The sequence below is a fragment of the Clostridium sp. Cult3 genome (assembly GCF_021655115.1).
In the GTDB taxonomy this organism is placed as follows: Bacteria; Bacillota; Clostridia; order Tissierellales; family Tepidimicrobiaceae; genus PPXY01.
Genome location: NZ_PPXY01000002.1, coordinates 1 through 26411 on the forward strand (window position 1 = coordinate 1; position 26411 = coordinate 26411).

A 26411-nucleotide genomic window follows, 5' to 3' on the forward strand; every position below is an offset into this window, starting at 1 on the left:
TATTATTTTAACAAAAAAACTTTTGACATTTATATATAATATAATATAATTATAATATGAACGAACAAGCGTTCAAATTGAGGTGAATACTATGAGTAAATTTAAAATCCATTCAGGCTTTAAACCTACTGGAGACCAACCAGAGGCTATAAAAAAATTGTCTAATGGTATAATGAACAATATAAAACACCAAACCCTATTAGGAGTAACCGGTTCGGGAAAAACCTTTACCATGGCTAATATAATTGAAAAAGTTCAAAAGCCTACTCTGGTAATTGCCCATAATAAAACTTTGGCCTATCAGTTGGCTAGTGAATTCAAGGAGTTTTTTCCCGATAATGCTGTAGAATACTTCGTCTCCTATTACGATTATTACCAACCTGAGGCCTATGTACCCCAAACAGATACTTATATTGAAAAAGATGCATCTATAAATGATGAAATAGATAAACTTAGGCACTCGGCTACAGCCTCCTTATTTGAAAGAAAGGATGTCATAATAGTAGCAAGTGTTTCCTGTATATATGGATTAGGAGATCCAATCGACTATGAAAACCTAGTAGTGTCCATAAGACCAGGTATGGTTAAGGATAGAGATGAGATAATGAAAAAGCTAATAGATATTCAATACATCCGAAACGATGTTAACTTTGTAAGGGGAACTTTTAGGGTAAGAGGAGATGTATTAGAGATATTTCCTGCCTCCTCCAGTGAAAACACCATTAGGGTGGAGTTCTTTGGGGACGAAATAGATAGAATAGTAGAAGTAAACTATCTTACAGGGGAAATTATTGGTTTGAGAAATCACGTTTCCATATTTCCAGCATCTCATTATGCTACATCTAAGGATAAAATTGATAGGGCCATTGTCAGTATAGAAGAGGAATTGGAAGAAAGATTAAAGGAATTGCGTTCCCAAGAAAAACTGCTAGAAGCTCAAAGATTAGAACAAAGAACTAAATATGATATAGAGATGTTAAGGGAAATGGGCTTTTGTCAAGGAATAGAGAACTACTCTAGACATTTAAGCGGTAGAGCACCAGGAAGCAAACCCTATACCTTGATAGACTATTTTCCCGATGATTTTTTAATAATAGTAGATGAGTCCCATGTGACTATACCTCAAATTGGGGGTATGTATGAAGGGGACAGATCAAGAAAGACTAATTTAGTTGAATATGGCTTTAGGCTTCCATCGGCATTAGACAACAGGCCATTAAAATTTGAAGAATTTGAGAATCATATAAATCAAATACTATTTGTGTCGGCAACTCCTGGACCTTATGAATTAAAACATTCCCAAAAGGTAGTAGAACAAATAATACGTCCAACGGGACTATTAGACCCTAAGATAGATGTAAGACCTACAGAGCATCAAATAGATGACTTAGTAGGTGAAATAAGGAAACGTTCAGAAAAGAATGAGAGGGTACTGGTAACTACTCTAACTAAGAGGATGGCAGAAGACTTAACCAGTTATTTTAAGGATATAGGTATAAAGGTAACATATCTCCATTCCGATGTGAAAACCATAGAGAGGATGGAGATTATTAGGGATTTGCGTCTAGGAAAATATGATGTACTAGTAGGAATAAACCTACTACGAGAAGGATTAGACCTACCAGAGGTATCCTTAGTAGCCATACTAGATGCAGATAAGGAAGGTTTCTTAAGATCTGAAACCTCATTAATACAGACTACCGGTAGAGCAGCTAGAAATGTATCTGGGCAGGTCATCATGTATGCCGACACTATAACTAAATCCATGAAAAGAGCTATAAGTGAAACCAATAGAAGAAGAAATATACAGAATGAATACAATAAAAAACATGGTATAACACCAAGAACTATCAACAAAGCAGTAAGGGATGTAATAGAAGCTACCATAGCTCTAGAGGAAGAAGAAAAGTATATGGATGAGGTATTTACAGTAGAGGAATTAGAAGGTACCATAGAAGCCTTAAGGGTAGCTATGCTAAGAGAAGCAGAAGAATTAAATTTTGAAAAGGCGGCAGAACTTCGAGATAAGATGATTCAATTGAAAAAAATGCAAGACGCAGGACTCAAATAATTGTGAATTGTTAAAAGTAGGGAGACCTTCGGTCTTCCGAAGCCAATTGCAAAAGAAGAGGTGAAAAATGAGTGGTAAACGATAAAATAGTGATAAAAGGGGCTAAGGAACATAATTTAAAGAATATAGATCTAGAGCTTCCTAGAAACAAATTCATAGTAATTACAGGATTAAGTGGTTCGGGAAAGTCTTCCTTAGCCTTTGATACCATATATGCTGAAGGTCAGAGAAGATATGTAGAGAGCCTCTCTAGTTATGCACGCCAGTTTTTAGGGCAGATGGATAAACCTGATATTGAGTATATAGAAGGTTTATCTCCTTCTATTTCCATTGACCAAAAGACTACCAGCAGAAATCCAAGATCTACAGTAGGTACCGTAACGGAGATATATGACTATTTAAGATTATTGTTCGCTCGTATAGGTACACCCTATTGCTATAAATGTGGCAAAGAGATTTCTAGTCAGACGGTAGATCAGATGGTGGATAGGGTTATGGAATTAGGGGAGAGAACTAGAATACAGATATTAGCTCCTGTAGTAAGAGGAAAGAAAGGAGAGCACCAGAGAATATTAGAAAATATTAGAAAAGAGGGTTTCATCAGGGTAATAGTAGATGGAAAAATGTATGAAATAACTGATGAAATCAAATTAGAAAAGAATAAAAAGCATGATATCCATATAGTAGTAGATAGGATAATCGTAAAGGAAGGCATCGAAGGGAGACTGGCTGATTCCATTGAGACAGCCCTAAAGCTTGCTGATGGACTAGTAACAGTAGATATAATAGGCAAAGAACATATAATGTTTAGTCAAAAGCTTGCTTGTCCTGACTGTGGAGTAGCTATTGAGGAACTATCTCCTAGGATGTTTTCATTTAACTCTCCTTTTGGCGCATGTCCCACTTGCAATGGTATTGGATATCATAAGGAAATTGATAAAGAGCAGGTAATACCCAATCCGAACTTAAGCATTAATGAAGGAGGAATTGCTCCTTTTAATACTGCTAAAGAATCTACCTATTATTACCAGATATTTAAGACTTTAGCGGAAGAGCATAGGTTCGATATGGATACCCCATTAAAGCATGCTCCTAAAGAGTTTATAGATGAATTATTGTATGGCACCGATAGGGTTATTTCCTTTCAATTCGAAAGCCACTACAACGGCTTAAGAAATTATAAGGGAAAATTTGAGGGAGTCATTCCTAATCTTGAGAGGAGATATTCAGAGACTAATTCCGACTATATGAGGGATAGAATCGATGGATATATGACGGAAATACCTTGTCCCGCCTGTAAAGGCAAAAGGCTAAAGGATGAGGTATTGGCAGTAAAAATAAATGGATTAAATATAGCCGAAGTAACGGATTTATCCATAACTCGGGCTATAGACTTTTTTGAAAACTTAAAGCTTGATAAAAAACAACAGCTAATAGGTCATCAGGTATTAAAGGAGATAATAGAAAGACTAAAATTTTTACGAGATGTGGGCCTGGATTATTTGACCCTATCTAGGAATGCTGGAACTCTATCAGGAGGGGAATCCCAGAGGATTAGATTAGCTACCCAAATAGGCTCTAGTTTAGTAGGAGTAATATACGTATTGGACGAACCTAGTATTGGATTACATCAAAGGGACAATGCTAAACTTTTAAAAACCTTAAGAAACTTAACGGATCTAGGCAATACCCTAATAGTGGTGGAACACGATGAGGACACCATGTATAGTGCTGATCATATAATAGATATAGGACCAGGAGCAGGAGTTCATGGTGGCTATATAGTTGCACAAGGCACTGTGGAGGAGATAAAGAAAAACCCTAAATCCATTACAGGTCAATACCTATCTGGAACTAAAAGGATAGAAATACCTAAGGAGAGAAAGAAACCTAATGGCAACTGGGTAGAGGTAAAGGGAGCTAGGGAGAACAATCTAAAAAATATTGATGTAAAGATACCTCTAGGAGTATTTACATGTGTAACAGGAGTATCAGGCTCAGGAAAGAGTAGTTTAGTTAATGAAATATTATATAAGAGTTTGGCACAGAAGTTAAATGGAGCCAAGATAAAGCCTGGGAAACATAAAGAAATATTGGGATTGGAAAATTTAGATAAAGTAATAGCAATAGATCAATCTCCTATTGGAAGAACGCCAAGATCTAATCCTGCCACCTATACAGGGGTATTTGACTATATAAGGGATGTATATGCCATGACACCAGAAGCTAAAATGCGAGGTTACGAAAAAGGTAGATTTAGCTTTAATGTAAAGGGAGGAAGATGTGAAGCTTGTAGAGGAGATGGCATATTAAAAGTAGAGATGCATTTCCTTCCAGATGTATATGTACCTTGTGAGGTATGTAAAGGAAAAAGATATAATAGAGAAACCCTACAGGTTAAATATAAGGGTAAGACTATTTCCGATGTGTTGGATATGACTGTAGAAGAAGCACTTGAGTTCTTTGAAAATATACCTAGAATCAAAAGAAAGCTACAAACGCTATATGATGTAGGACTGGGCTATATAAAACTAGGTCAGTCCTCTACGGAACTATCAGGTGGAGAAGCTCAAAGGGTTAAATTGGCTACGGAGTTGAGTAAGAGAAGTACAGGAAAGACCATATATATACTAGATGAACCTACCACAGGTCTCCATATGGCAGATATTCATAAGCTTATTCAGGTATTAGACCGTTTAGTAGAGGGAGGTAATACGGTAATAGTAATAGAACATAATCTAGACGTAATAAAAACTGCCGATTATATAATAGACTTAGGGCCAGAAGGAGGAGACAAAGGAGGTACAGTTGTAACCACTGGAACGCCAGAAGAAATAACAGGAGTAGAAGAGTCTTATACGGGACAGTTTTTGAAAAGAGTGTTAGAATAATAGAGCAGTTGTAGAAAAATAAAAAATCGTTAAAATATTGACAAAGCCCCCAACTAGTAATATACTATTCTTGTCGAAAAAAATAATTTCAAGGGGGCTTTTAAATGGCTAAGGAAGTTTTTAAAAGTACTGCTAAACTAACAGAAGGTATGAGAGTTGAATGTGTAGCTAGGGACCATACCATCCTATTAGATGAACCAAAGGAATTAGGTGGAACTGATACAGGTATGAATCCAGTAGAAGGAGTATTATCTGCATTAGGAGCGTGTAAATGTATAGTTGCTAGATGTTTTGCAAAGGCCCATAGAATAGATTTGCAGGATTTTCATATAGAATTAGAAGGGGATCTAGACCCAGATGGATTTATGGGAAAAAACAAAAATGCAAAGATTGGTTTTTCAGAAATAAGATCTAAAATATATATCAAATCTAGTTCATCAAAAAAAGATATAGAAAAATTTGTTGAATTTATAGATAGAACTTGTCCAGTAGCAGATACTCTAACAAACTCACCAAAGATGGTTACGGAAGTAAATATAGAACGATAATAGGCAATAAATTATATATGAAAGCCCATAGAATTTTCTATGGGCTTTCATATATAATTAAGAGACAGTTCACATTTCCCCAACTTTATAATATAATAAAAATATTATCAATACATTTTTCGAGGTGAAATATGAGCAATATAGTGCTATGGATTATAGTTATTTTTTCTATTATTGGCGGAATAGACAGGCTATTTAACAACAGATATGGCTTGGGAGGTAAATTTGAAGAGGGATTCAAAAGCATGGGAGGTTTGGCTATATCTATGATAGGGATTATTAGTTTAGCGCCAGTGATAGCCCAATTAATTATGCCAATTTTGTCTTTTTTATCTAATCTAACTGGTGCAGACCCTTCAGTATTTACCTCAAGTATACTAGCAGTAGACATGGGAGGTTATGCTACTAGCATTGAAATAGCTGAAAATCAAAGCATAGCTCAATTTACTGGACTTATTCTGGCATCTATGATGGGAGCTACTATATCCTTTACTGTTCCTATAGCCATAAACATGATTTCCAAGGAAGATTTCCCCTATTTCGCAAAGGGAATATTAGCTGGCATAGTGACTATCCCCATAGGCATGTTAGTTGGTGGAATGGTTATGAAAATAGAATACAATACTATACTACTAAATTTAATCCCTGTAATATTTCTATCGATAATAATAGTTATCGGACTTTTGAAATTTCAACAGAAGATGATCCGCATATTTACTGTATTAGGTAAGATTATTATTATAATAAGTACAATTGGTCTTTTAATAAGCATATTAGACTTTGTATTGGATATAGAATTAATACCTAATATGATATCCTTTGAAGAAGGGATAATAGTAGTAGGGAAAATAGGAGTAATATTGTCTGGAGCCTATCCCCTATTTAATTTTATATATAAGATATTAGATGAAAAGTTAAGCAAGATATCTGATAGATTAGGGATTAATGAATTTTCCTGTTTGGGGATCATTACCTCTTTAGCAAATTCTGTTCCCATGATTGGAATATATGATAAAATGGATAGTAGGGGAAAGACTATTAATGCTGCTTTTGCTGTTAGCGGTGCTTTTACTTTTGGAGGCCAGTTAGGCTATATTTCAACAGTATCTAAGGATATGGTTACTCCTTTTATATTGGCTAAATTATCTGCGGGGATATCTAGTATTATCCTAGCTAGTCTGTTAATGGTTATAGAAGGAAAAGAAAAAGTAAACAATATATGATTTTTAAATTATTAGGGGGGATTTAGTATGAAGGTAAAAGAAAGGATTAACGGTTTGAGAAATTTAATGAAACAAAAGGGAATTACAGCATACATAATTCCAACTTCTGATCCGCACCAATCGGAATACTTAGCAGATCACTATAAGGCAAGGGTTTGGATTTCTGGTTTTACAGGTTCAGCTGGCACCGTAGTAGTAACGGAAAAGGATGCTATCCTTTGGACAGACGGTAGATATTTTATCCAAGCGGAAAAGGAGCTAGAAGGTAGTGGAATAGAGCTATATAAAATGGGTATCCCAGGCTTTCCAACTTACACTGAATGGCTTAAGGATAATCTAGAAGAAGGCGATACCTTAGGATTTGATGGAAAAATATATCCTCAAAATGATGTAGAAAGGCTAGAGGAACAAATCGGTAAAAAGGGAATTAAATTTATAGATGAATTCGACTTAGTTGGTGAAATTTGGACCGATAGACCTGCGGCACCACAGAGCAAGGCATTTGTCCATGAGGTAAAATATACTGGGAAAACTGCAAAGGAAAAAATAGAAGAAGTTAGAAAAGAGATGGAAAAGAAAGGTGCAACCCATTTCCTAGTGGGAAGTCTTGATGACATAGCTTGGCTCTATAATATTAGAGGAAGGGATGTAGCGAACAATCCAGTAGTAATCTCCTATGGCTTGATTGCTCAGGATAAAGCTTGGCTATTTGTAGATGGTGACAAAATAGACGATGAAGTAAGGAAATACTTAAATGAAAATGGTGTAGAGATTGAAGACTACGCTAGGGTTATAGATTATGTAAAAAACATAGAAAAAGGTAGCAAAGTATTTCTAGATTCAACAAGAATAAACAGATGGCTCTATAAGGGAATACCTGAAGATTGTCAGGTAATTAAAGGTACAAATATAACCACTGAGCTAAAGGCCATTAAAAATGATGTAGAGATAAGAAATCAAAAAAATGCTTATATCAAAGATGGAGTGGCATTAGTAAAGTTTATATACTGGCTAGATAAAAATGTAGGTAAAATGGATATAACCGAGGTATCTGCTGCAGAAAAATTAGAAGATTTTAGAAGAGAACAGGAAGGATTTATAGAACCTAGCTTTGATACCATTGCAGCATATAAAGAAAATGCAGCTATGATGCATTATAAAGCAGAAGAAGGAAAATCCAATTATACATTAAAAAGAGAAAAGATGTTTTTAGTAGACTCTGGTGGACAATACTATGATGGAACAACTGATATTACTAGAACTATAGTATTAGGAGATATAACAGAGGAAGAGAAAAGGGATTATACCCTTACGCTGAAAGGACATATAAATTTAATTAATGCTAGATTTTTATACGGTGCAACAGGACCTCATCTGGATACATTAGCAAGATATCCCCTGTGGAAGGAAGGATTAGACTATAAATGCGGCACTGGCCATGGAGTTGGATTCCTACTAAATGTTCATGAAGGGCCTCATAGTATCTCTAATAGACATAATAAGGTATCATTGGAAAAAGGCATGGTGGTAACTATAGAACCTGGAGTATATAAAGAAGGAAAACATGGTATTAGAATTGAGAATGTAGTAGTTGTCGAAGAGGATATAAATACAGATTCAGGACAATTTATGAAATTTGAAGTCCTATCCTATTGTCCTATAGATTTAGATGGTATAGATGTAGAACTACTAACGGAAGAAGAGCGAAAATGGTTAAATGAATACCATGAACAGGTATATGACAAATTATCATCCTATCTAGATGAAGAGGAAAGGAAATGGTTAAGGGAACAAACTAGGGATATATAATATACAGAAGAAGCTCTATGTAGGGCTTCTTTTTATTAAGAAAAACTGGAATCCTGTCGACAATACATATATACTATTTTTGGGGGGATTAAATGAAGGTATATATACTAGATGAAATATTAAAATACGAAAATTGCAAAAGCATATTAGATGATATGTTTAAAGAAATAGAACATAAGGTAAGCAGTTCAAATTTGGTATTTAGCCATTTTATCATAGATGGTTTTGAATTATATGATGATTTTTATGACTATTTTTTGGACAATATTAGAAACATAAAAGAGGTAGAGGTGATAACCAAAACGATAAAGGAGATATCTCAAGATATTATTATTACTACTATAGATTATTATTATAGAGCTATCCCCGAAATTGAAATATTAGCTAACGAATTTTACAAAACCACATCTAGGGAATCGTGGCATAAGCTGATGGCTTTAGTAGAGGGAGTCAAGTGGATAATGGATACTTTTGTAGCAATAGATACTAATCCACAGCTGCAGGATATAGTAAGAAGCTATGAGGGGTGGAACCGCTATGCAAAAGATGTGTACTCTTTACAGGAGATAATGTTGGATTTTGAAGACGTATTGGAAAACAGCGACTTTGTTTCAACAGCAGATCTACTATCATATAAAATAGCTCCCCTATTTAAGGAAATGAAGGGAAAATTGGAGCAGCTAGTATTAGAAGAAGTTGCGATGGATAAAGTTGAAAGCTGAAGGTTCTCCTTCAGCTTAATCTATAAATAATTCTACTTCCAAACACGTTCTAATTTAAAAGCTTCTTGTAAATATCCCCAGACGGATACTGGACTCATTAAAATTTGATAAAACAACATATAAACTATAAACCCTAGCTTGTTATTACGAACTGTTAAATCCAAGGTTTCAAAGACTTGATTTTGGTATCTATATAATACATAATTTTGCAATACAGCTAAAGGTATGACAAATAATGTCATAGGACCAACTATCCAAAACTCCCCAAAAAAGGCAAGAATTAATCCTGGTATCCAACAAAATGTAAAGATAATATCTAAATATGGCATTACTAAGTTAATACCTGTTAGGTATCGTACATATTTTATAGGATGTTGCCATGGTTTGTTGATTTTTAATGCTTCAATCATTCCCCTAGCCCAACGACTTCTTTGCCTAGCTAAATGTTTAAATGTAGAAGGAACTTCAGTAAATGCCACTGAAAGAGGCTCGAAATAAACCCTTTCATTATTTTTCAACAGATTCCAGGTCAAAACAATATCCTCGCCTATAGCATCAGGCCATCCTTCTGCATATTTAATGGATTCTGTTTTATAAAGGGAATAGGCTCCTTGGGCTACTAAGGTTCCTTGGAATAATCCCTGCATTCGTTTAATACTAGCTATACCTAAAAAATAGTCCCATTCCTGTAATCGTGTAATAAAGTTTTGTCTGCTATTTCTTACGAGCACTGAGCCTGCTACAGCAGAAACATCTTCTGGTGCAGATTTCATTCTTGAAACTATATATCTTACAGCTGATCTATGTAGCAAGGTATCTGCATCTAGTGTTATTAAATATTCTGTGTCTACATATTTTAATCCAGTATTTAATGCATTGTGTTTGCCAGCCTTTGGCTCTGATATTATTTTTACAGTCATGGAAAGCAGCGATGCGGTTTCTTTTGCTTTTTTTAAGGTATTATCGGTAGAACCATTGTCAATAACGATAACTTTTATATTGCCTTCATAATCTTGATTTTTAATATATCGGAGGGCCTTTGGAATATTATCTTCTTCATTCAAGCATGCAATTAAAATAGTTATATCATCTTTTGGATTAGTATCCTTGAACTTTGGCTGCCGATCCAGTAGAAGAGACGTGAGATTGAAAGCATTTATATATCCAGGTATATAGCCAATACCAGCAATAATAAGAATGGCAATTGGCATGGAAACGATTGAACTTAAATCATTTAACCATGGTATAGAAAGAATAATAGAAAACACTACCCATGCTATGGCCACCATGTGGCTGGTCCAGAATTTGAACTCCACGGAAAAGTATTTATTTTTTAAAGGTCTAGATTTGTTTTTTTCAACATATTTTTGTTTTTTTGAAGATGTCGATAGCATTTATATCCTCCTTAAATTTATCTTTTATGCTATAAAGCATATTATTTCATACTGTACCCCTATCTCAATACCCAAATAATAATAAATTATTTATGTTTTTACAAATCCTATCTATTCAAAAAAACATTTATATTTTAGCATAAAAAATTTTTTCTACCTAAACAAGATTAGTATAAATTTGTATTAAGGTCAAGGAAAAGTATAGGTATAATCGGGTATAATATATATATCAAATCTACGAGGTGATTTTATGTCGAAATATCAAAAACTCTCTAAAGAGGAATTAAAAGAGAAGCTTACTCCAATTCAATATAAGGTTACTCAACAAAATGCTACGGAAAGACCTTTTCAAAATGAATATTGGGATCATGAGGGGGAAGGAATATACGTAGATGTAGTTAGCGGTGAGCCTTTATTTAGTTCTAGAGATAAATACGATGCAGGTTGTGGTTGGCCTAGTTTTACAAAAACTATAGACAAAAGGAATGTAAAGGAAAAACTAGATACTAGCCATGGCATGGTAAGAACAGAGGTGAGAAGTAAATATGGGGATTCCCACCTGGGTCATGTATTTCCTGATGGACCAAAGGAGGAAGGAGGTCTTAGATATTGTATCAATAGTGCTGCACTAAAGTTTATTAGAAAGGAGGACATGGAAAAGGAAGGATATGGGGAGTATCTATGGTAAATGTAACTGCTTTGTTGATCTAAATTTGCTAAACTCCACCATTTCCTCGACCTTTTTAACACTATCTTTGTTTTCTGAAGATAGGTTTTCTCCTTTTTCCATTTTAATGAGTATTCTATCTAGTTCAATATAGTCCATTCCTAGGGCAAATTCATCGGTAATCCCAGGGGCTATATCTGGGCTAGGTTTTTTGTCTATTATCTTTTGAGGTATATTCAACTTTTCTGCCAGTTCAAATACTTCAGTTTTATATAGATGACGGATAGGCTCAATATCGCACATTTCATCTCCCCATTTAGTATAAAATCCTGTAACGTATTCGGTTTTATTGGTACAGCCAGCTACCCCATAGTTCTTTTTTTCCCCTTCAAAGTATAGCACAGTAGACCTTATCCTTGGCTTAGTACGATAATAAGCTAAGGCTTCAAGGAATTTTTCATCTCCTTGAGTAGTTAAATCTTGTATAAAAGGATTGTCTTCCCTTTTCCATATATTTTGGGAATATATCTTTTGAACCGCTTTTGGGAAAGGAAAGGCAGGGGGCTTTAAAGAATATACTCCTAGCTTCCGTAGTATTCCAGTGATATCTATTATTTCATATTCAATACCTAGATAATCACATACCAATTTAGCATCATCTACTGTATGGGAATCTGTATCCCTTTCAGGAAGTATTAGGCCATATACTCTTTCCCTGCCTATGGAGTCTACTAGAAGTTTCCCCACTACAGCAGAGTCAATTCCTCCACTAATACCAAGGATAACACCTTTAAACATATACTTCTCAATATTGGTCTTTATGAATTCTTTTATGTCTTCCATATCGGATTACTCTCCTAAAATAATATTTTATCCTTTAATATTTCGACCATTTCCTCCTGGGTTGGTATATAACCCTCAATCAATATATCGCCGTCTACCATCAATGTAGGAGGATTGGTTACATCATAATCTGAGAACAGATTAGGATTCCCTATGATTTGAAACCTATGGTTTGCTCCCAGTTTTCTTAAGGCTGCGTCTACCACCACAGCTAATTTACTATATCCTCAGCCTATTTCTTCAAATATTTTTATATCCATAGCACTTCTCCTTTCATAAGTATATTATAGTATATATATTACCCTTATTGAATGTGACTTAAGCTATCATCAATATTTTTAATAGATAGATAGTGTAAAAAGAAGGAAATGTAGATTAAGCATAGAATATATAATATTAAGAACAAAAAGACCTAAAGGAGATGGAATAATGAATTTTGAAGTGAATAAAAGAATAAATTTAATCCTGTGCATACTTATATTAAATTTAATTCTTACATCCTGTGGGAGCAAGGGACGGGGCAATTGGCTAAAAGAGCACCATGGAAAATTAAATATAGAAGATATCAACGATTTCTTTGGACTAGAGATATTGGATGATGAATTGGAAGGAAAGAACATTATTTTATCAGGGGAAATCCATGGAGTAGCAGCAAATCAAAAGCTAGAAGGGAAACTAATTAGATATATAAAGGGAAAAACAAATTTCAAATACTTGCTAGAAGAAATATCCTATAGTGGTGCTTATTTTATTAACAAGTATTTAGAAACAGGGGATATTGAAATATTAAAAGACGTTTTTAATGCTTGGCAAGGGACATATGCATATACTAAGGATAAATTTAAATTGTATGAAGAGCTTTATGAATACAATCAAAGTTTACCAGAAGAAGATAGAATTATTTTAGTTGGTGTGGATATAGAGCATCAACCTAAACTTAGTTTTGATTATATTAAGGATATACTACCTGAGGAAGAGTCACCAGAAAAAATAGAAACCGTTATCAATGATTTAAAGCATAAAAATAGCGTTTATTATGAGGATATTTTAGATAGCCTTAATAATAATAGAGAGATATATATGGACTATTTAGGAGATGACTATATAGGATTTAGTTTAGTAGTAGAAAATATGAAAAACTCGAGGATAGCCTATGATGCTCGTGATGAAAATTGGAATCAAGTAAGAGATGAGATGATGTACAATAATTTTGAAATATTAGATGATAATTTAGATGATGGTATATACTTTGGGCAATGGGGAATGCAGCACATATTCCAAGAGGAATTTGATGATGTGGATTGGTTTGCCTCAAGGATAAATAATACTGAAAAATATAAGGGGAAGATACTTTCCATTAATTTTTGGTATGATGATTGTAAACAAATGGATCCAAGTGGAGTAGAATATGATCTATCTTTTGGAGACGAGATGATAAAATACCATAATAGCATAGGCGGAGATGTGAATTTATATAAACTAGTAGGCAAAGACTCCCCCTATAATAATGAAAATTTAAACATGGTAGAAGGGAAAGAAATAGTAGATATATTTCAATACATTATAGTAATCAGTGGAAGCGAAGCGTCGACCATATTAGAATTATAGTGGTTTAGGGAGGTGAAAACTATTAGAAGAAGTAGAAAGAATTTACTTTTTATATCTTGGTTTCTTTTAGGAATGTTATGTTTTTTCATATCTCAACCGTTATTAAGATTTCCATTATTGAATTGGCTTCAAGGAAAGACAGAGTTTGTTGCTTGGACAATATCTTATCCCACAATGTCCATGGTTTTTCTTGCGTTATCAGCTGGAGTATTTGAAGAAGTGTTTAGATACATATTTAAACAGTTCCTTATTCGACCAAAGAAATCCGTGTTTTTACAGCCAATACTTTTTGGTCTTGGGCATGGTTGTATGGAAGTTCTAGTGTTATTCATCCCCAATATTAGTCAAATGATTACTAGGGGGACCTTGCTAATGGCTATAATTGAGAGACTAATAGCTATCATAGGACATATATTTTTGACGGTAATTGTATGGAATGGATTTCAAAGAGAGAAAAGAGCACAATATCTTATTCTGGCAATACTAGTACATGGATTACTAAATTCGATGGCAGTGATTGCACTTTCACTGGGACTAAATATATGGATGACAGAAGGCCTTCTTGCTTTGTTTGATGTTGTAGGAATTTTCTACATCGTCCATTCTAAAAAATATTATGAGGAGGGAAATCTATGAAAAGAAGAACAAAAATTGGATTGATAGCTTTATTATTAGTATGTATATTCACCTTATCTGCTTGTAAGAAAAAGGAATTATCCAATGAATTTGATCAGGAGCAAGTAGAAGAATTAGCAATAAGTGTTGTTGATATGGTCAACAAAGAAGATGCTGAAGGAATTAAAGCAATATCTAATGAAGAGATGAAGCAAGCTATGACAGATGATATATTTGAACAAGTATTTGATATGGTAAAACAGTTTGGGGAATATAAAGAGGTGTCCGAGATCGATGTAACAGGAGTTGAGGATAAAGCTTCAAAGGAACCTATTGCAGTTGTAGTATTAAAAGCAAAATATACTGATAAAGAAGCAATTTATACAATTTCATTCGATACTGATATGAAACTTGTAGGATTGTATGTGAAGTAATTAAAATTGATAAAACAACTACCTTATTCATGCTAGGTCTATTAAAGGTAGTTGTTTTTATTTTTATAGGAATATTATTATATATTATTCCTATAATATATGAATAAGCTATAATCGATAGATAAATGCAGTTTTTGAACAAAAAGTAGTAGATAAAGGGGAAAGTAAAATGAGGTGATGTATTTTATGGTTTTTCACCAATACTGCCTTCTTTATCAACAACTTTCCATATTTTCTTCAAAAAAACCTAAGACTTTACCGAAGTCTCAGGATTTTTATCTGGGATTTTACCAAAGTCTGCATTTCCATTAAACAATAAATAGCCTTATATTAATAGTAAAATATATTTCTAAGGGGGCTATACATATGATATCATCAAATAATTCTTCTGTTCTAGTATTGGATAGGCATTTAGCTTGTATATTAGGATTAAATGAAGCATTACTGTTAGGGCAGGTTCACTATTGGTTAGAAATAAATAAGAAGAACAATAGAAATTTCCATGAAGGGAGATATTGGACATACAATACTATTAAAGATAGGCAAGGGGAATTTCCTTTTTGGAGTGAATCTACTATTAAGAGAATATTTAAGAGATTAAGGGATATGGAACTGATCCTGTTAGACAATTTCAATGTATAGCAAATGGACAGGACCCTATGGTATTCTATTGATTATGAAAAACTACAGGAGATAATTTCTAACTCCATTAGCTCAGATAAAGATACTCTTGATACTCAATCTGAGCCAATGGATAGTCCTAAAAAGATATCACCAATACCAGAGAATTCTTCAGAGATTACTTCAGATATGGATAATCCATCTATCCATCAGCAAACTCCATTAGAAGAGGATAGAGGAAGGATAGATGATTTCCACACAAAATATGAGGAAATAATAGACAATTGTGAACTATATGCTATCAATGAAAAATATAGAGGAGCAGTAGCCCATGCTATTAAGCTTTTACTCCTAGATGTCTATTCTTCCAATCAGATCCAAATAGGAGGGAAATCCATACCATCTGAGATAGTATATAGGGATTTGGAAGGTATAAACTATTTCATAATCCAGCATGGAATTCAAAACTTCAAAGAAGCCAGCAGAAATTTTAGAATCAATAATCCCATAGCCTATTTAAAGGCCTGTATATAATGCTATATATAAGGTAGATATAGATATTGACGCCAGGCTTAGATATGATGATGTGATTTGATATAAAAAAGGGAAATAAAATTAGCAGAATAGTTTATAGATGAAGGGTTTTCCCTACTTTTATAGTTGTTACTACAATAATAAGCGTTCTAAAATATAAAATTAACAATTTCAAACAAAATTAATCACATTAATTAATTTGACTATACTTTAAGGAATGAAATAACTTGAAATTTATAAACAGATTTTAATGTAAGGGTATTATTTTATAGGCAATCAAATGATTAATTTAATTATTATATTTGGATATTATAAAATATATTTATTTATTGCCCTTGAAACTTACGTTCTATTTATATATAATAGAGTTAATATTATACTTAAAAAGCTAGGTGTAAAATATGAAATGGGAACCTGAAAACTATAACATGGAAGTTAGTACATTATGGAGTTTTCCTGAGAGAGGGAATTGGGCTACACACAATGGTGCATATAGGGGGAATTGGTCACCATATATACCTAGAAATGTTATAAGCAGATACTCAAAAAAAGATGATATAGTTTTAGATCAATTTATGGGTAGTGGAACTACATTAATTGAAGCAAAATTATTAAAGAGAAAGGGCATTGGAGTTGAAATTAACCCAAATGCTATTAAAATAGCAAAAAAGAACTTTGATTTTGATAAAAATAGAGAGTATGAACCTAACATTTATTATGGAGACGCGAGAAATTTAAACTTCATACCTGATAATAGTATAGATTTAATTTGTACACATCCCCCTTATGCAAATATAATAAAGTATAGTAATGGAATAAAAGGCGATCTGTCAAATTATGATATTAATGAGTTTATAACTCAGATGAAACTTGTTGCCAAAGAATCTTTTAGGGTATTAAAATATAATAGATACTGTGCAATATTAATGGGAGATACGAGAAAGTCAAAACATATAGTCCCCCTTGGTTATAAAGTAATGGAGAAATATTTAGAAACAGGATTTATATTAAAAGAAATAATCATTAAAGAACAACATAATTGTAAAACTACAGGATTTTGGTATAAGAAAAGTATTGAGCACAATTTCCTTCTAATAGCCCATGAGTATCTGTTTATATTTAGAAAACCAAATCTTTAGTAGCTTATTGGTAATTAGTTGGGAGAGGATTAAATTGAAAAATGATGAATTAGTGACGCCAGTCGTTAAGTGGGTAGGAGGAAAGAGACAGCTTCTTCCTGAAATTAAAAAATATATACCTTCTCATTATTCGACGTATTATGAGCCTTTTGTAGGTGGAGGAGCAGTGCTATTCCACTTGCAACCTAAGAAAGCTGTTATTAATGATATTAATGAAGAGCTGATAAATTTGTATCAAGTAATAAAGGATAATGTTGATGAATTGATTGAGGATTTAAAAAAACATAAGAATGAGGCGGAGTATTTTTATAAAATAAGGGAACTGGATAGGGATATAGAAAAATATAGGAAACTGAGTCCTGTTCAGAAAGCTTCTAGAATACATTATTTAAATAAAACTTGCTATAATGGATTATTTAGAGTTAATTCTCAAGGCCAATTTAATACTCCTTTTGGAAGATATAAGAATCCAAATATCGTAAATGAAGCGACATTAAGAGCGGTAAGCGAATATTTTAATAGGGCTAATATAACTTTTAAATGTTGTGACTTTGAAGAAGCAGTAAAAGGAGCTAGAAAAGGTAGTTTCATTTATTTTGATCCACCTTATGATCCAATAAGTGACACAAGTAGTTTTACTGGCTATGATAAAGGTGGTTTTAATAGGGAAGAACAAAAAAGGTTAAAAAAATTGTGTGATAGATTAGATAAAAGGGGAATAAATTTCCTACTTTCAAATTCTAAAACTGAGTTTATATTGGAACTTTATAAAGACTATAATATAGAAATAGTACAGGCCAACAGAACTATTAATTCAAAAGGAAACGGAAGAGGAGCAGTTGACGAAATATTGGTGATGAATTATGGGTAAAACTAAAAATGATTTAGCCTGGGAAAAGCTTTTTAATAAATACAATATTCTGTCTCAAATAGAAGATAAAGGTTTTTTTGAGATTACTTCTAAAGACATTAACGAGTTTAGAGAAGCTAGATTAGCCACTAAATTTGATCATAGGAGTAATTTACCAAAATTATTTAAAGATAATAATCTATCTATTTTGCCAATAAGTAGAGGTGGCTACATTATCTCTTCCTTTGAAGCATATAAAGAATTTAATGAAATAAATAAAAAAATTATAAGAATTCCATTTCCGAGTTACATAGAAAGTATAGAACATGAAAATATAACTTCTGAGTCTATTGCAATAAATTGTGCTTATGTTTCTGGAATATTATCAGATTTTCTTCAGGATGATAAATTGGTACCTACGGTTAGTGGTAGGATGGGTTCAAATGAATTTTCTTTTTATATAAATAATACTAATATGAATAGAGATGTAATGGTTACAGTATCTAACTCTCAAATTGAGATAGATGGGGGTTATGAAGGGACAGAGAGTTTAGCTTTAATTGAGGCTAAAAATTCAATCTCGGAGGATTTTTTGATTAGACAATTATATTATCCTTTTAGGTTATGGAATCAGAAGATAACCAAAAGAATTATACCGGTTTTTATGGTGTATTCTAATGGTGTTTTTACGTTATACGAGTACAACTTTCAAGAGCCTAATAATTACAACTCACTGGTTCTAGTAAAACAAAAAAATTATACTTTAGTACAAGATGATATTAACTTAAATGATATTAAGAACATTCTATATAATGTAAATATTATTGAAGAACCAAGAATTCAATTTCCACAGGCAGATAGTATAAAAAGGCTTATTAATCTATGTGAATTATTAAATAATAACGAAATGACAAAAGAAGAGATTACCACTACATACGATTTTAATCCTAGACAAACTAACTACTATACTGATGCTGGTAGATACTTAGGAATTATAGATAAAAAAAGAGAAGATGGAGAAGTTGTTTATTTTTTAACTGATAAGGGAAAAAAACTTTTCAAAGTTGATTTAAAATCAAGACAGCTTAAATTCATAGAACTGATCCTCAAGCATAATGCTTTTAACAAAACTTTAAAAGAATATTTTAGAATAGGAGAAATACCTAGTAGAGATAATATTGTTAGAATAATGAAAGGGTCAAATCTCTATAGGATAAATTCTGATAGTACATTTTATAGAAGGGCTCAGACCATTTCAAGCTGGATAAGCTGGATGTTGGATTTAGTCAATTAATCTTCATTTGGGCCGTCATGTACCCTACTCCTCATCATCACAATCCTCCACTCCAGTTCCCTCTATTATAGAGGCATAGGCGCCATTTATTTCTCCACCTAGTATTATCATTATGCTTGTTATATATAGCCATAGCAGTAATACTATAATCCCCCCTAGGCTGCCATAGGTTTTTGAATAGTTACCAAAATTATTTACATATATGGAAAATATCATGGAAGCAATAATCCAGCCTGTAGTAGTAAATACCGCACCTGGTAGAGTTTGGCTAAATTTTATATTTAGTCCCTCTTCAGGGGTGGGGCTTAGTTTATATATTAGGGCAAATATGATTATCATAGATAAAAAGGGGATTATTATCCTTAGGAATTCCCATATATAGTAAAAGATATGGGTAGCTCCCAAATAGGCAAATATCTTTTTACCTATTACTTCACCAAATACCAACATGATTAATACTAGCATCAATAACAGGGCTAGAACTATGGTAAATAGAATAGCCAATCCTTTAAGTCGCCAATAGGGTCTTTTTTTCTTTACATTGTAAGCTTTGTTTACTGCTCTGATGATAGCAGTTATTCCTAAAGAACCAGTCCAAATAGCAAGGATTATTCCTAAAGACAACAGGGTTTGAGAACTGGAACCTAGGATTTCCCGAATCAAATCCTTAAGTAAAATTTGGGTTTCTATAGGCAATACTATCAATAGATTATCCAATACTTCCTCTTGTGCAATAGAAGTATATCTTAATAAATTAAGGAAGAATATTAAGAAAGGGAATATGGACAATATCAGAAAATATGTTAGTTGCCCACCTATAGCAGACACTTCATCTTCTTTTATTCTACAGATTACCTCATCTAAAAATCTATACCATCTCTTATTCTTGTGTTTGCTGACCTTGTTTTTAAGATTATATTTTAGTTTCAAATCCCATACCACCTTTTGAATCAATCTATTCAATACATGTAATTACATATCGACTAGATGGATTGATAGTTTTAGTATTTCCATATATAGTATTACCATAGATATTTTTTATTAAAGATGATATTATTATGGGTATAATCCTACTATAGGGGTACTTGGTATTGGTGTAAATGGAGGGATATACTTGGAAAGTTATATACACATATATACAGGCAATGGAAAAGGAAAGACTACCGCTAGCTTAGGATTAGCAGTGAGGGCTGCTTTTATAGGAATTGCTTTATCTATGATGAACCTACGGAAGAAGATATATTAGCTGCTCGAAAAGGACTGGATATCTGTAGGGAAGTTTTAGAAAAAGGCAAATGGGATGTAGTCATATTGGATGAATTAAGTATTGCCCTATATTACAAGTTACTCCAAGTTCAGGAGGTATTAGATATTTTAGACAGAAGAAAGGAGCATGTAGAGGTAGTTATCACCGGTAGATATGCACCTAAGGAATTGATAGATAAGGCTGATTTGGTGACTGAAATGGTGGAGGTCAAACATTATTATCAGCAAGGGGTAAAGGCTAGGAAGGGAATAGAGTATTGAGTGAGAGGTGAATATATGAACAAATTGATTAAACTGTTAATAGGTGTTGGGATCATAGTATTGGTAGTTGTTATATTCTTATTATATGTGAAACCTAAATATACCAACATTGAAGATAGGAAGGATGTATTAGAAGTTGCCAATCAAGGGGAATATACTGTATTTATTGAGGACAAAGGTAAAGGAGTTGGGGTTTTAAAGATATATGATGGGGATACCAATATGGAAGAAGAGGCAGAAGGAATCATTGGAAATCTACACGGTATTAAATGGTCTAAAGATGGAAGATATTTTATAGTTACCGAAGGTACAGATATGGTTGGAACTACCTATATAATTCCTGTTGAGAATAGGGAGGATATAGCTAGTATTAGAACCATTGGAGAGGTTATATGGTCACCGGATTCGAGTAAATTGTTAATTGGGGTGGAAAATCATCAAAACGAGTCTATAGATTTAGCTATATATTATATCAATAGTCAAATAGTAGAGCCCCTTATAGAAGCTGATAAATACACAGATTATTTACCAAAATACTGGGATGAATCCAATCATATTGGTTATGTGAAAATTAATGATGACAAGGAAGAGGAACATAGCTATAAGTATGATCTTTCTAAAGAAGAGGAACTAATGAACATTATACTATCAGGAGAAGAGAAACATGTTAGTAGGGCAATTGCCTTACTTCCAGAACTAGACTATGATAAGTTGGAAAAAATTTATGGAGAAGGTAGTGTCATAGATCTTCTACGTTGGCTTTCAGATCAAGAAATAGATGAAATTGGTGATATAGCTATTTTGATTGATTTAATGGATGGTTTTATAGGAGAGGAGTATTTCATATTTGTAGAAAGTTTAGGCAATACCTATATTAGGGACAAAATAAAATTCATTAAGGCTTTGTCCAATAGACCAGAAAAGATAGAAGAGGTAGCCTATGCATTAAACGATATTCATATATATGATAGAGAAGATCAAAGTATTGTAGAAGATTTAGATATGATAGTGAATTCAAAGGAGTTGAATGATGAACAAAAAAGGATAGGAATAGATTTGATCAATTACTATGCAGCATGTGGAACCTGATAGAAGTTTTTAGAGGGGCGGAGCCCCTCTATATTATTTTAAATGTCTATCAAACCATTGGGTTATTTCCCTTAATCTTCTTATTCTGTGCTTTGGCTTTCCAGACCTACTTAATTCGTGATTTTCCCCTTTGAACATTACCAGTCTTGATTCTACTCCATGATACTTTAAGGCAGTATACATCTGCAATCCCTCTGCTAACCAGCAGCGATAGTCCTCTTCTGAGTGGATGAATAGGGTAGGAGTTACTACCTTATGGGCATATTTTAATGGGGAGTGGAACCATAGCTTTTCTACATCACTCCAAGGAGTACTTGCTTGCTGATCCTCTACGAAGAAATATCCAATATCCGTAGTGGCAAATTTAGATATCCAATTGGATATACTTCTTTGGGATGCAGCTGCTTTAAACCGCTTTGTATGGCCTATGATCCAATTGGTCATGAAACCTCCGTAAGAGCCACCAGTAACCCCTAATCTATCCTCATCTATAAAGGAATAGTTTTCTAAAACGAAATCCGTAAACTTCATTAGATCATCATAATCTATGGTACCGTATTTTCCTCTGATATCGGCAAACTCATCTCCTCTACCATCACTACCCCTTGGATTACAGTAGAAGACTACATACCCTTCATTGGCCCAATATTGCATCTCGTGGAAGAATACTTCACCATATACGGTTTTAGGGCCACCATGTATATCCAATATTCCAGGGTACTTTTTGTTTTCATCAAAATCCACAGGTTTTAGTATCCAGCCTTCTATATTTACACCACTTTCTGTTTCAAAAACTATCTTCTTAGGAGTAGATAATTTTTTATTTTCTATTACCCATTCATTAAAATAAGTAAGCTGTTCTTCTTTGTAGCTATTAAGCATATATAATTCTTGCAATCTAAGATCCCGAAGCCCTATAAATACTATTTTTCCATTAAATACATCAAAGCCATCGATGGAGCCCTTTTCTATGGTGAGCTTTTCAATTTCTCCATTTCTATCTATTCTATTTATATAGGAGCTATCGTGTTTCGTGGTAACAAAGTACAGATATTTTCCCTCTACTTTGATAGAGGAACTTCCTCCATATCTACAATCAGAGCCTACTGAATTCCATAGGCTATAGTCGAAATCTTCAGGAGTTAACATATTCACTTCCCCATTTCCCTTCATTAAATATATATGGGGATTTTGGTTAAGCCCGTAGGACTTCATATCTGAGCCTATGAATATTATTTCATCTTCTAAAAAATCTGCGTAGGAATAACTAAAGGAATTATCGTGACTCATCTTTTCTAGATGGCATTCATCTATATGATATATATATAAATCATCTTTTAATGACATCTTATCTATGAAGGAATTGGTGATAAGTAATACTTTTGACCTGTCTTTATTTAGTTTAAAGCTACCTACATTGGTAAATTCGTCAGTAATAGGGTTGAGTTTATTTTCTACAATATTGTAAATATACAATCTCATTCTTTTTTTATTGGTAAAGCCTTGTCCATTAAACCAAAAGGGAATTTCGTCTAATACTTCGTAATCCTTTTCCTCTTCATATTGTTTTAATACTTCTTTCTTTTCTTCATGAGATAGATTTTCTATCTTTGGTCTATTGATATCATGTAGGGCAGATATTAGATAGTTATTATCATCAATTTTTTCTATATTACCTACATTAAGTGGGATTTCAAAAGCTTTATTAGCTTCTCCACCCTTTAAAGATATTTCATAGAAAGGTGTAAATTCTTCGCCCTTTTCTTTTCTCTTTTTATCCTTATCATCTCTTATGTTAGGGAATAGTATGGTGTTGTTATCTTTAAACAAGAAGCTTTTTTCTGAGTTGTTAGAGGTTAGTTTTATGGAATCCTTTGTTTTCATATCATATAAATATATGTTGGAAAGATATTTATTTTCCTTCAGGTCCATATGATGAAGGATGAAAGCTATTTTGTCACCTTGGGGAGAATATTTAATACCAGATAAAAACTTATACTTAGTAAAATCTTCTAATAACAATTTCTCCATATATATACCTCCTTAATATTTTTCTTTTACTTATGTATTTATTATACCTGAAACGACAAAATTTGGTAGCAATAAAATAAAAATCAGAGAAAAATCTCTGATTTTACGGCTATATTAGGTCGAAGCTATTATCATCGATAATCAGATCGTGAGATCTAGATATTAACTGTTCTACATCGTTAGGGGTTAGATTCAGTGTTTCAAGAGCAAAGGGAGAAAGATTGTATGCCAATCCATCGGCACCTATACTTACTCCTATCATCATAGTTATGGCATCAGCAATGTGTACAATAGAGACTAGTTTAGAATTTATATTGGATTTTTCAGGAGTGTGATGAAGACCTATGGCTTCTACTAGATCTTCAGGGAAATTCCACTTGGTAGCTATCTTTTCACCTACTTGAGCGTGATTAAATCCTAAAACTTCTTCTTCCGCCTCTAAAAAAGACATGTTTGAATATTCCACCTTGTTGACAATGGCTTGATACTCCTGTTCTACATAGAAGTTCAATATGGTCTTGCCAATATCCCTAAGGAGGCCTGCTATATAAGCGGTTTCTGGATTTGAAAATTTTACTTCTTTAGCGATATACCTAGATATGATGGCACAGGTTTGAGATTGGGTCCATAGATCGTTTTTCTCCAAAGCATACCCTTTCAATTCACGAGCCATCATTTTAGATATCGTAGAAGCTAGAGCCATACTCTTGATAGTTTGAAATCCCAATAGTATAGTAGCCTGAGAGACGGTGTTTATTTTTCTAGGATATCCATAATAGGCAGAGTTGGCTAATTTAAGTATTCTGGAGGTTAAACTTTGATCCTTTAATATTTCCTTTTCCAAATCTTCTATAGTAGAATCTGGATCCTCAGTGATAGCAATTATCTTTTGAACCCTACTAGGTAAAACAGGAATATCGTTTACCTTATTGACTATATAATTCAATCTTTTTTCTTCCATGGTTAATTTTCACCTCATGATTAGTATGTAATACTATTATACTAGATGATTAGAGTATATCCTATAGATACAAGGGATTATTTATTATGTTACAAATAACTATATAAATTGGTGCCAGGCACCATAAAAGAAAGTTATTGAATATTCTGAGTATTAGCATATAATAAATTCCGCTTTGACATCTACCATCAAAGCGGAATTTTTAGGTTTTACTTATTTAAAGGTTTGTGTACTAACCACCAATCGAAGGCTTCTATTTCCTTATTTTTAATTTGTTCTTTTCTCTTATTAGCTAATTCTTCATTTGCTGCCGGTGGAACTATTACATGATCTCCTATCCATTTGTTATTTGGCCAATTTTCTGGAATAGCTACATTATGTTCATCGGCTACTTGCAATGCCTTTAGTGATCTTAAAACTTCATCTACATTTCTACCTACTTCTTGTGGGTAATACATTATAAGTCTAATTATCCCTTTGTCGTCTACTATGAATACCGCCCTTACAGTGTTGGTACCTTTACTTGGATGGATCATGCCTAGTTGGTTAGATACCCTTCCAAGTTCATCAGCTATTACTGGGAAAGGAACCTTTACATCTGAATGTTCGTTAATCCAATCTACCCACTTAATATGGGAGAATACTTGGTCTACAGACAATCCGATTAATTGGGTGTTCAATTTATTGAATTCATCTGCTCTTCTTGAGAATTCAACAAATTCTGTAGTACATACCGGTGTAAAATCCCCTGGATGGCTAAATAGTATAAACCATTTTCCTTCATAGTCCTCTGGTAATTTTTTAACCCCGTGAGTTGTTACCACTTCCATAGATGGAAATTTCTCGCCTAATAATTTCATTCTTCTTTCTTCCATTACATTTACCCCCTTAAATTATTTGTTACAGTTTTTACATATACCATAAAGATGAATATTTTTGCTAGTGATTTTAAAGTCTTCCAATTCATCTTCGTTTACAATTTTAGCTTCAATGGGAAAATCATATACTTTTCCACATCTTTCACATTTAAAGTGTCCATGATAATTGGTGTCAATATCAAATCTTAATTCCTTTTCACATAGAAATACCGTTTTAACAATGCCCTTTTCTAGAAACAAGTCCATGGTATTATATACGCTGGTCCTCGAAAGGGTTGGTATATCATCAAATAGATTTCTATATATATCATCTACCGTTGGATGAATCCTGTTATCTAATAGATATTCTAAAGTTTTAATCCGAATGGTAGATGGTTTGATATCATGTTGTTTTAGGTAGTTTTTTATCCATTGGACATCCCAGTCCATATTTTGGTCACCTCTCTTAGAAGGTATAATATATTAAATTTCTCTACAAGTGATTGTAATGAATACAACTTTGTAATGATTACAATCTTATTATAATATCAATTTTTAATTTTGTCAAGGGTTTTAATAAAAATATATTATTATTCTATGATAATGTCATATTAAATTCATTCTGATAAAATGTCATATATGAGAGAGGAGATATTTAATATGACTCAAAAAGAAATAACTAG

General features: G+C 33.1%; 24 protein-coding genes and 1 pseudogene. 17 read left to right on the plus strand and 8 right to left on the minus strand.

Features of this window, described 5'->3' with window-relative positions:
- Positions 1-91 precede the first annotated feature (91 nt).
- The 6 genes from uvrB (at position 92) to C3E88_RS00550 (ending at position 9264) form a co-directional block, all read left to right on the plus strand.
- Entirely contained in the window at positions 92-2071 is a 1980-nt protein-coding gene (gene uvrB / locus C3E88_RS00525; RefSeq protein ID WP_236908097.1) for an excinuclease ABC subunit UvrB, read from the plus strand.
- 71 nt (positions 2072-2142) lie between these two features.
- Positions 2143-4962 carry an excinuclease ABC subunit UvrA gene (gene uvrA, locus C3E88_RS00530; RefSeq protein ID WP_236908098.1) on the plus strand — a complete coding sequence of 940 codons (2820 nt, stop codon included), beginning with the start codon at positions 2143-2145 and terminating at the stop codon, positions 4960-4962.
- 104 nt (positions 4963-5066) lie between these two features.
- The gene (locus tag C3E88_RS00535; protein WP_236908099.1) at positions 5067-5510 is read left to right on the plus strand and encodes an OsmC family protein; all 444 of its coding nucleotides are present in this window, start codon (positions 5067-5069) and stop codon (positions 5508-5510) included.
- 131 nt (positions 5511-5641) lie between these two features.
- Entirely contained in the window at positions 5642-6733 is a 1092-nt protein-coding gene (gene eutH, locus C3E88_RS00540) for an ethanolamine utilization protein EutH (RefSeq protein WP_236908100.1), read from the plus strand.
- A 27-nt stretch (positions 6734-6760) separates the two neighbouring features.
- Positions 6761-8542, plus strand: coding sequence for an aminopeptidase P family protein (locus C3E88_RS00545; RefSeq protein ID WP_236908101.1), 1782 nt, complete (start codon positions 6761-6763; stop codon positions 8540-8542).
- A 92-nt stretch (positions 8543-8634) separates the two neighbouring features.
- Positions 8635-9264, plus strand: coding sequence for a hypothetical protein (locus tag C3E88_RS00550; RefSeq protein ID WP_236908102.1), 630 nt, complete (start codon positions 8635-8637; stop codon positions 9262-9264).
- A 32-nt stretch (positions 9265-9296) separates the two neighbouring features.
- Here C3E88_RS00550 and C3E88_RS00555 read toward each other — a convergent pair whose 3' ends face one another.
- Positions 9297-10658, minus strand: a complete 1362-nt coding sequence (locus C3E88_RS00555) for a glycosyltransferase family 2 protein (RefSeq protein ID WP_236908103.1) — start codon at positions 10656-10658, stop codon at positions 9297-9299.
- Positions 10659-10908: 250 nt separating this feature from the next.
- On the opposite strand from C3E88_RS00555, the gene msrB reads away from it, so the two are divergent.
- Positions 10909-11346, plus strand: coding sequence for a peptide-methionine (R)-S-oxide reductase MsrB (gene msrB / locus C3E88_RS00560; protein WP_236908104.1), 438 nt, complete (start codon positions 10909-10911; stop codon positions 11344-11346).
- Here the strand turns inward: msrB and nadE are convergent.
- The gene (gene nadE, locus C3E88_RS00565) at positions 11338-12168 is read right to left on the minus strand and encodes an NAD(+) synthase (RefSeq protein ID WP_236908105.1); all 831 of its coding nucleotides are present in this window, start codon (positions 12166-12168) and stop codon (positions 11338-11340) included. The genes msrB and nadE overlap by 9 nt on opposite strands.
- Positions 12169-12182: 14 nt before the next feature.
- Complete coding sequence (locus tag C3E88_RS00570; protein ID WP_236908106.1) at positions 12183-12377, minus strand: thioredoxin family protein; 195 nt, start codon at positions 12375-12377, stop codon at positions 12183-12185.
- Between the two features lie 220 nt (positions 12378-12597).
- On the opposite strand from C3E88_RS00570, the gene C3E88_RS00575 reads away from it, so the two are divergent.
- The 8 genes from C3E88_RS00575 (at position 12598) to C3E88_RS00610 (ending at position 19263) form a co-directional block, all read left to right on the plus strand.
- Positions 12598-13776 carry a hypothetical protein gene (locus C3E88_RS00575; protein WP_236908107.1) on the plus strand — a complete coding sequence of 393 codons (1179 nt, stop codon included), beginning with the start codon at positions 12598-12600 and terminating at the stop codon, positions 13774-13776.
- Positions 13777-13788: 12 nt separating this feature from the next.
- Positions 13789-14412 (plus strand): YhfC family glutamic-type intramembrane protease, encoded by a 624-nt coding sequence (locus tag C3E88_RS00580; protein ID WP_336513044.1) that lies wholly within the window; start codon positions 13789-13791, stop codon positions 14410-14412.
- On the plus strand, positions 14409-14825 hold the full coding sequence (locus tag C3E88_RS00585) for a DUF3887 domain-containing protein (protein WP_236908109.1): 417 nt from the start codon (positions 14409-14411) through the stop codon (positions 14823-14825). Before C3E88_RS00580 ends, C3E88_RS00585 begins: the two co-directional genes overlap by 4 nt.
- A 366-nt stretch (positions 14826-15191) precedes the next feature.
- On the plus strand, positions 15192-15467 hold the full coding sequence (locus C3E88_RS00590; protein ID WP_236908110.1) for a hypothetical protein: 276 nt from the start codon (positions 15192-15194) through the stop codon (positions 15465-15467).
- Between the two features lie 3 nt (positions 15468-15470).
- Positions 15471-15980: a hypothetical protein gene (locus tag C3E88_RS00595; protein ID WP_236908111.1), complete on the plus strand. Its 510-nt coding sequence runs from the start codon at positions 15471-15473 to the stop codon at positions 15978-15980.
- Positions 15981-16381: 401 nt separating this feature from the next.
- A complete protein-coding gene (locus C3E88_RS00600; protein WP_236908112.1) occupies positions 16382-17119 on the plus strand; it encodes a TRM11 family SAM-dependent methyltransferase in 738 nt (245 codons plus the stop codon).
- Between the two features lie 34 nt (positions 17120-17153).
- Positions 17154-17990 carry a DNA adenine methylase gene (locus C3E88_RS00605; protein WP_236908113.1) on the plus strand — a complete coding sequence of 279 codons (837 nt, stop codon included), beginning with the start codon at positions 17154-17156 and terminating at the stop codon, positions 17988-17990.
- A complete protein-coding gene (locus C3E88_RS00610; protein ID WP_236908114.1) occupies positions 17983-19263 on the plus strand; it encodes a type II restriction enzyme in 1281 nt (426 codons plus the stop codon). The genes C3E88_RS00605 and C3E88_RS00610 overlap by 8 nt, the downstream gene beginning before the upstream one ends.
- A 24-nt stretch (positions 19264-19287) precedes the next feature.
- Here C3E88_RS00610 and C3E88_RS00615 read toward each other — a convergent pair whose 3' ends face one another.
- A complete protein-coding gene (locus tag C3E88_RS00615; protein ID WP_236908115.1) occupies positions 19288-20193 on the minus strand; it encodes a YihY/virulence factor BrkB family protein in 906 nt (301 codons plus the stop codon).
- A 178-nt stretch (positions 20194-20371) separates the two neighbouring features.
- Here C3E88_RS00615 and C3E88_RS00620 point away from each other — a divergent pair.
- Together C3E88_RS00620 and C3E88_RS00625 are read left to right on the plus strand one after the other, a co-directional pair.
- Positions 20372-20790: pseudogene (locus C3E88_RS00620) on the plus strand (cob(I)yrinic acid a,c-diamide adenosyltransferase).
- A 15-nt stretch (positions 20791-20805) separates the two neighbouring features.
- Positions 20806-21879: a hypothetical protein gene (locus C3E88_RS00625; RefSeq protein ID WP_236908116.1), complete on the plus strand. Its 1074-nt coding sequence runs from the start codon at positions 20806-20808 to the stop codon at positions 21877-21879.
- A 33-nt stretch (positions 21880-21912) separates the two neighbouring features.
- Here the strand turns inward: C3E88_RS00625 and C3E88_RS00630 are convergent, their stop codons facing one another.
- The 4 genes from C3E88_RS00630 to C3E88_RS00645 form a co-directional block, all read right to left on the minus strand.
- Positions 21913-23910, minus strand: a complete 1998-nt coding sequence (locus C3E88_RS00630; RefSeq protein ID WP_236908117.1) for an alpha/beta hydrolase family protein — start codon at positions 23908-23910, stop codon at positions 21913-21915.
- Positions 23911-24019: 109 nt separating this feature from the next.
- A complete protein-coding gene (locus C3E88_RS00635; protein ID WP_236908118.1) occupies positions 24020-24871 on the minus strand; it encodes an HDOD domain-containing protein in 852 nt (283 codons plus the stop codon).
- Positions 24872-25080: 209 nt separating this feature from the next.
- A complete protein-coding gene (locus C3E88_RS00640) occupies positions 25081-25746 on the minus strand; it encodes a peroxiredoxin (RefSeq protein WP_236908119.1) in 666 nt (221 codons plus the stop codon).
- Between the two features lie 18 nt (positions 25747-25764).
- Positions 25765-26178 carry a Fur family transcriptional regulator gene (locus C3E88_RS00645; RefSeq protein WP_236908120.1) on the minus strand — a complete coding sequence of 138 codons (414 nt, stop codon included), beginning with the start codon at positions 26176-26178 and terminating at the stop codon, positions 25765-25767.
- Positions 26179-26411 lie beyond the last annotated feature (233 nt).

What these genes read in the sequence shown, in the direction of transcription:
- msrB (WP_236908104.1), top strand. Translation starts at nt 10,909, where the DNA reads ATGTCGAAATATCAAAAACTCTCTAAAGAGGAATTAAAAGAGAAGCTT.
- C3E88_RS00545 (WP_236908101.1), top strand. Translation starts at nt 6,761, where the DNA reads ATGAAGGTAAAAGAAAGGATTAACGGTTTGAGAAATTTAATGAAACAA.
- C3E88_RS00640 (WP_236908119.1), bottom strand. Translation starts at nt 25,746, where the DNA reads ATGGAAGAAAGAAGAATGAAATTATTAGGCGAGAAATTTCCATCTATG.
- C3E88_RS00555 (WP_236908103.1), bottom strand. Translation starts at nt 10,658, where the DNA reads ATGCTATCGACATCTTCAAAAAAACAAAAATATGTTGAAAAAAACAAA.
- eutH (WP_236908100.1), top strand. Translation starts at nt 5,642, where the DNA reads ATGAGCAATATAGTGCTATGGATTATAGTTATTTTTTCTATTATTGGC.
- C3E88_RS00550 (WP_236908102.1), top strand. Translation starts at nt 8,635, where the DNA reads ATGAAGGTATATATACTAGATGAAATATTAAAATACGAAAATTGCAAA.
- C3E88_RS00645 (WP_236908120.1), bottom strand. Translation starts at nt 26,178, where the DNA reads ATGGACTGGGATGTCCAATGGATAAAAAACTACCTAAAACAACATGAT.
- C3E88_RS00610 (WP_236908114.1), top strand. Translation starts at nt 17,983, where the DNA reads ATGGGTAAAACTAAAAATGATTTAGCCTGGGAAAAGCTTTTTAATAAA.
- C3E88_RS00585 (WP_236908109.1), top strand. Translation starts at nt 14,409, where the DNA reads ATGAAAAGAAGAACAAAAATTGGATTGATAGCTTTATTATTAGTATGT.
- C3E88_RS00635 (WP_236908118.1), bottom strand. Translation starts at nt 24,871, where the DNA reads ATGGAAGAAAAAAGATTGAATTATATAGTCAATAAGGTAAACGATATT.
- C3E88_RS00630 (WP_236908117.1), bottom strand. Translation starts at nt 23,910, where the DNA reads ATGGAGAAATTGTTATTAGAAGATTTTACTAAGTATAAGTTTTTATCT.
- uvrB (WP_236908097.1), top strand. Translation starts at nt 92, where the DNA reads ATGAGTAAATTTAAAATCCATTCAGGCTTTAAACCTACTGGAGACCAA.
- C3E88_RS00590 (WP_236908110.1), top strand. Translation starts at nt 15,192, where the DNA reads ATGATATCATCAAATAATTCTTCTGTTCTAGTATTGGATAGGCATTTA.
- nadE (WP_236908105.1), bottom strand. Translation starts at nt 12,168, where the DNA reads ATGGAAGACATAAAAGAATTCATAAAGACCAATATTGAGAAGTATATG.
- C3E88_RS00600 (WP_236908112.1), top strand. Translation starts at nt 16,382, where the DNA reads ATGAAATGGGAACCTGAAAACTATAACATGGAAGTTAGTACATTATGG.
- C3E88_RS00575 (WP_236908107.1), top strand. Translation starts at nt 12,598, where the DNA reads ATGAATTTTGAAGTGAATAAAAGAATAAATTTAATCCTGTGCATACTT.
- C3E88_RS00625 (WP_236908116.1), top strand. Translation starts at nt 20,806, where the DNA reads ATGAACAAATTGATTAAACTGTTAATAGGTGTTGGGATCATAGTATTG.
- C3E88_RS00535 (WP_236908099.1), top strand. Translation starts at nt 5,067, where the DNA reads ATGGCTAAGGAAGTTTTTAAAAGTACTGCTAAACTAACAGAAGGTATG.
- C3E88_RS00595 (WP_236908111.1), top strand. Translation starts at nt 15,471, where the DNA reads ATGGACAGGACCCTATGGTATTCTATTGATTATGAAAAACTACAGGAG.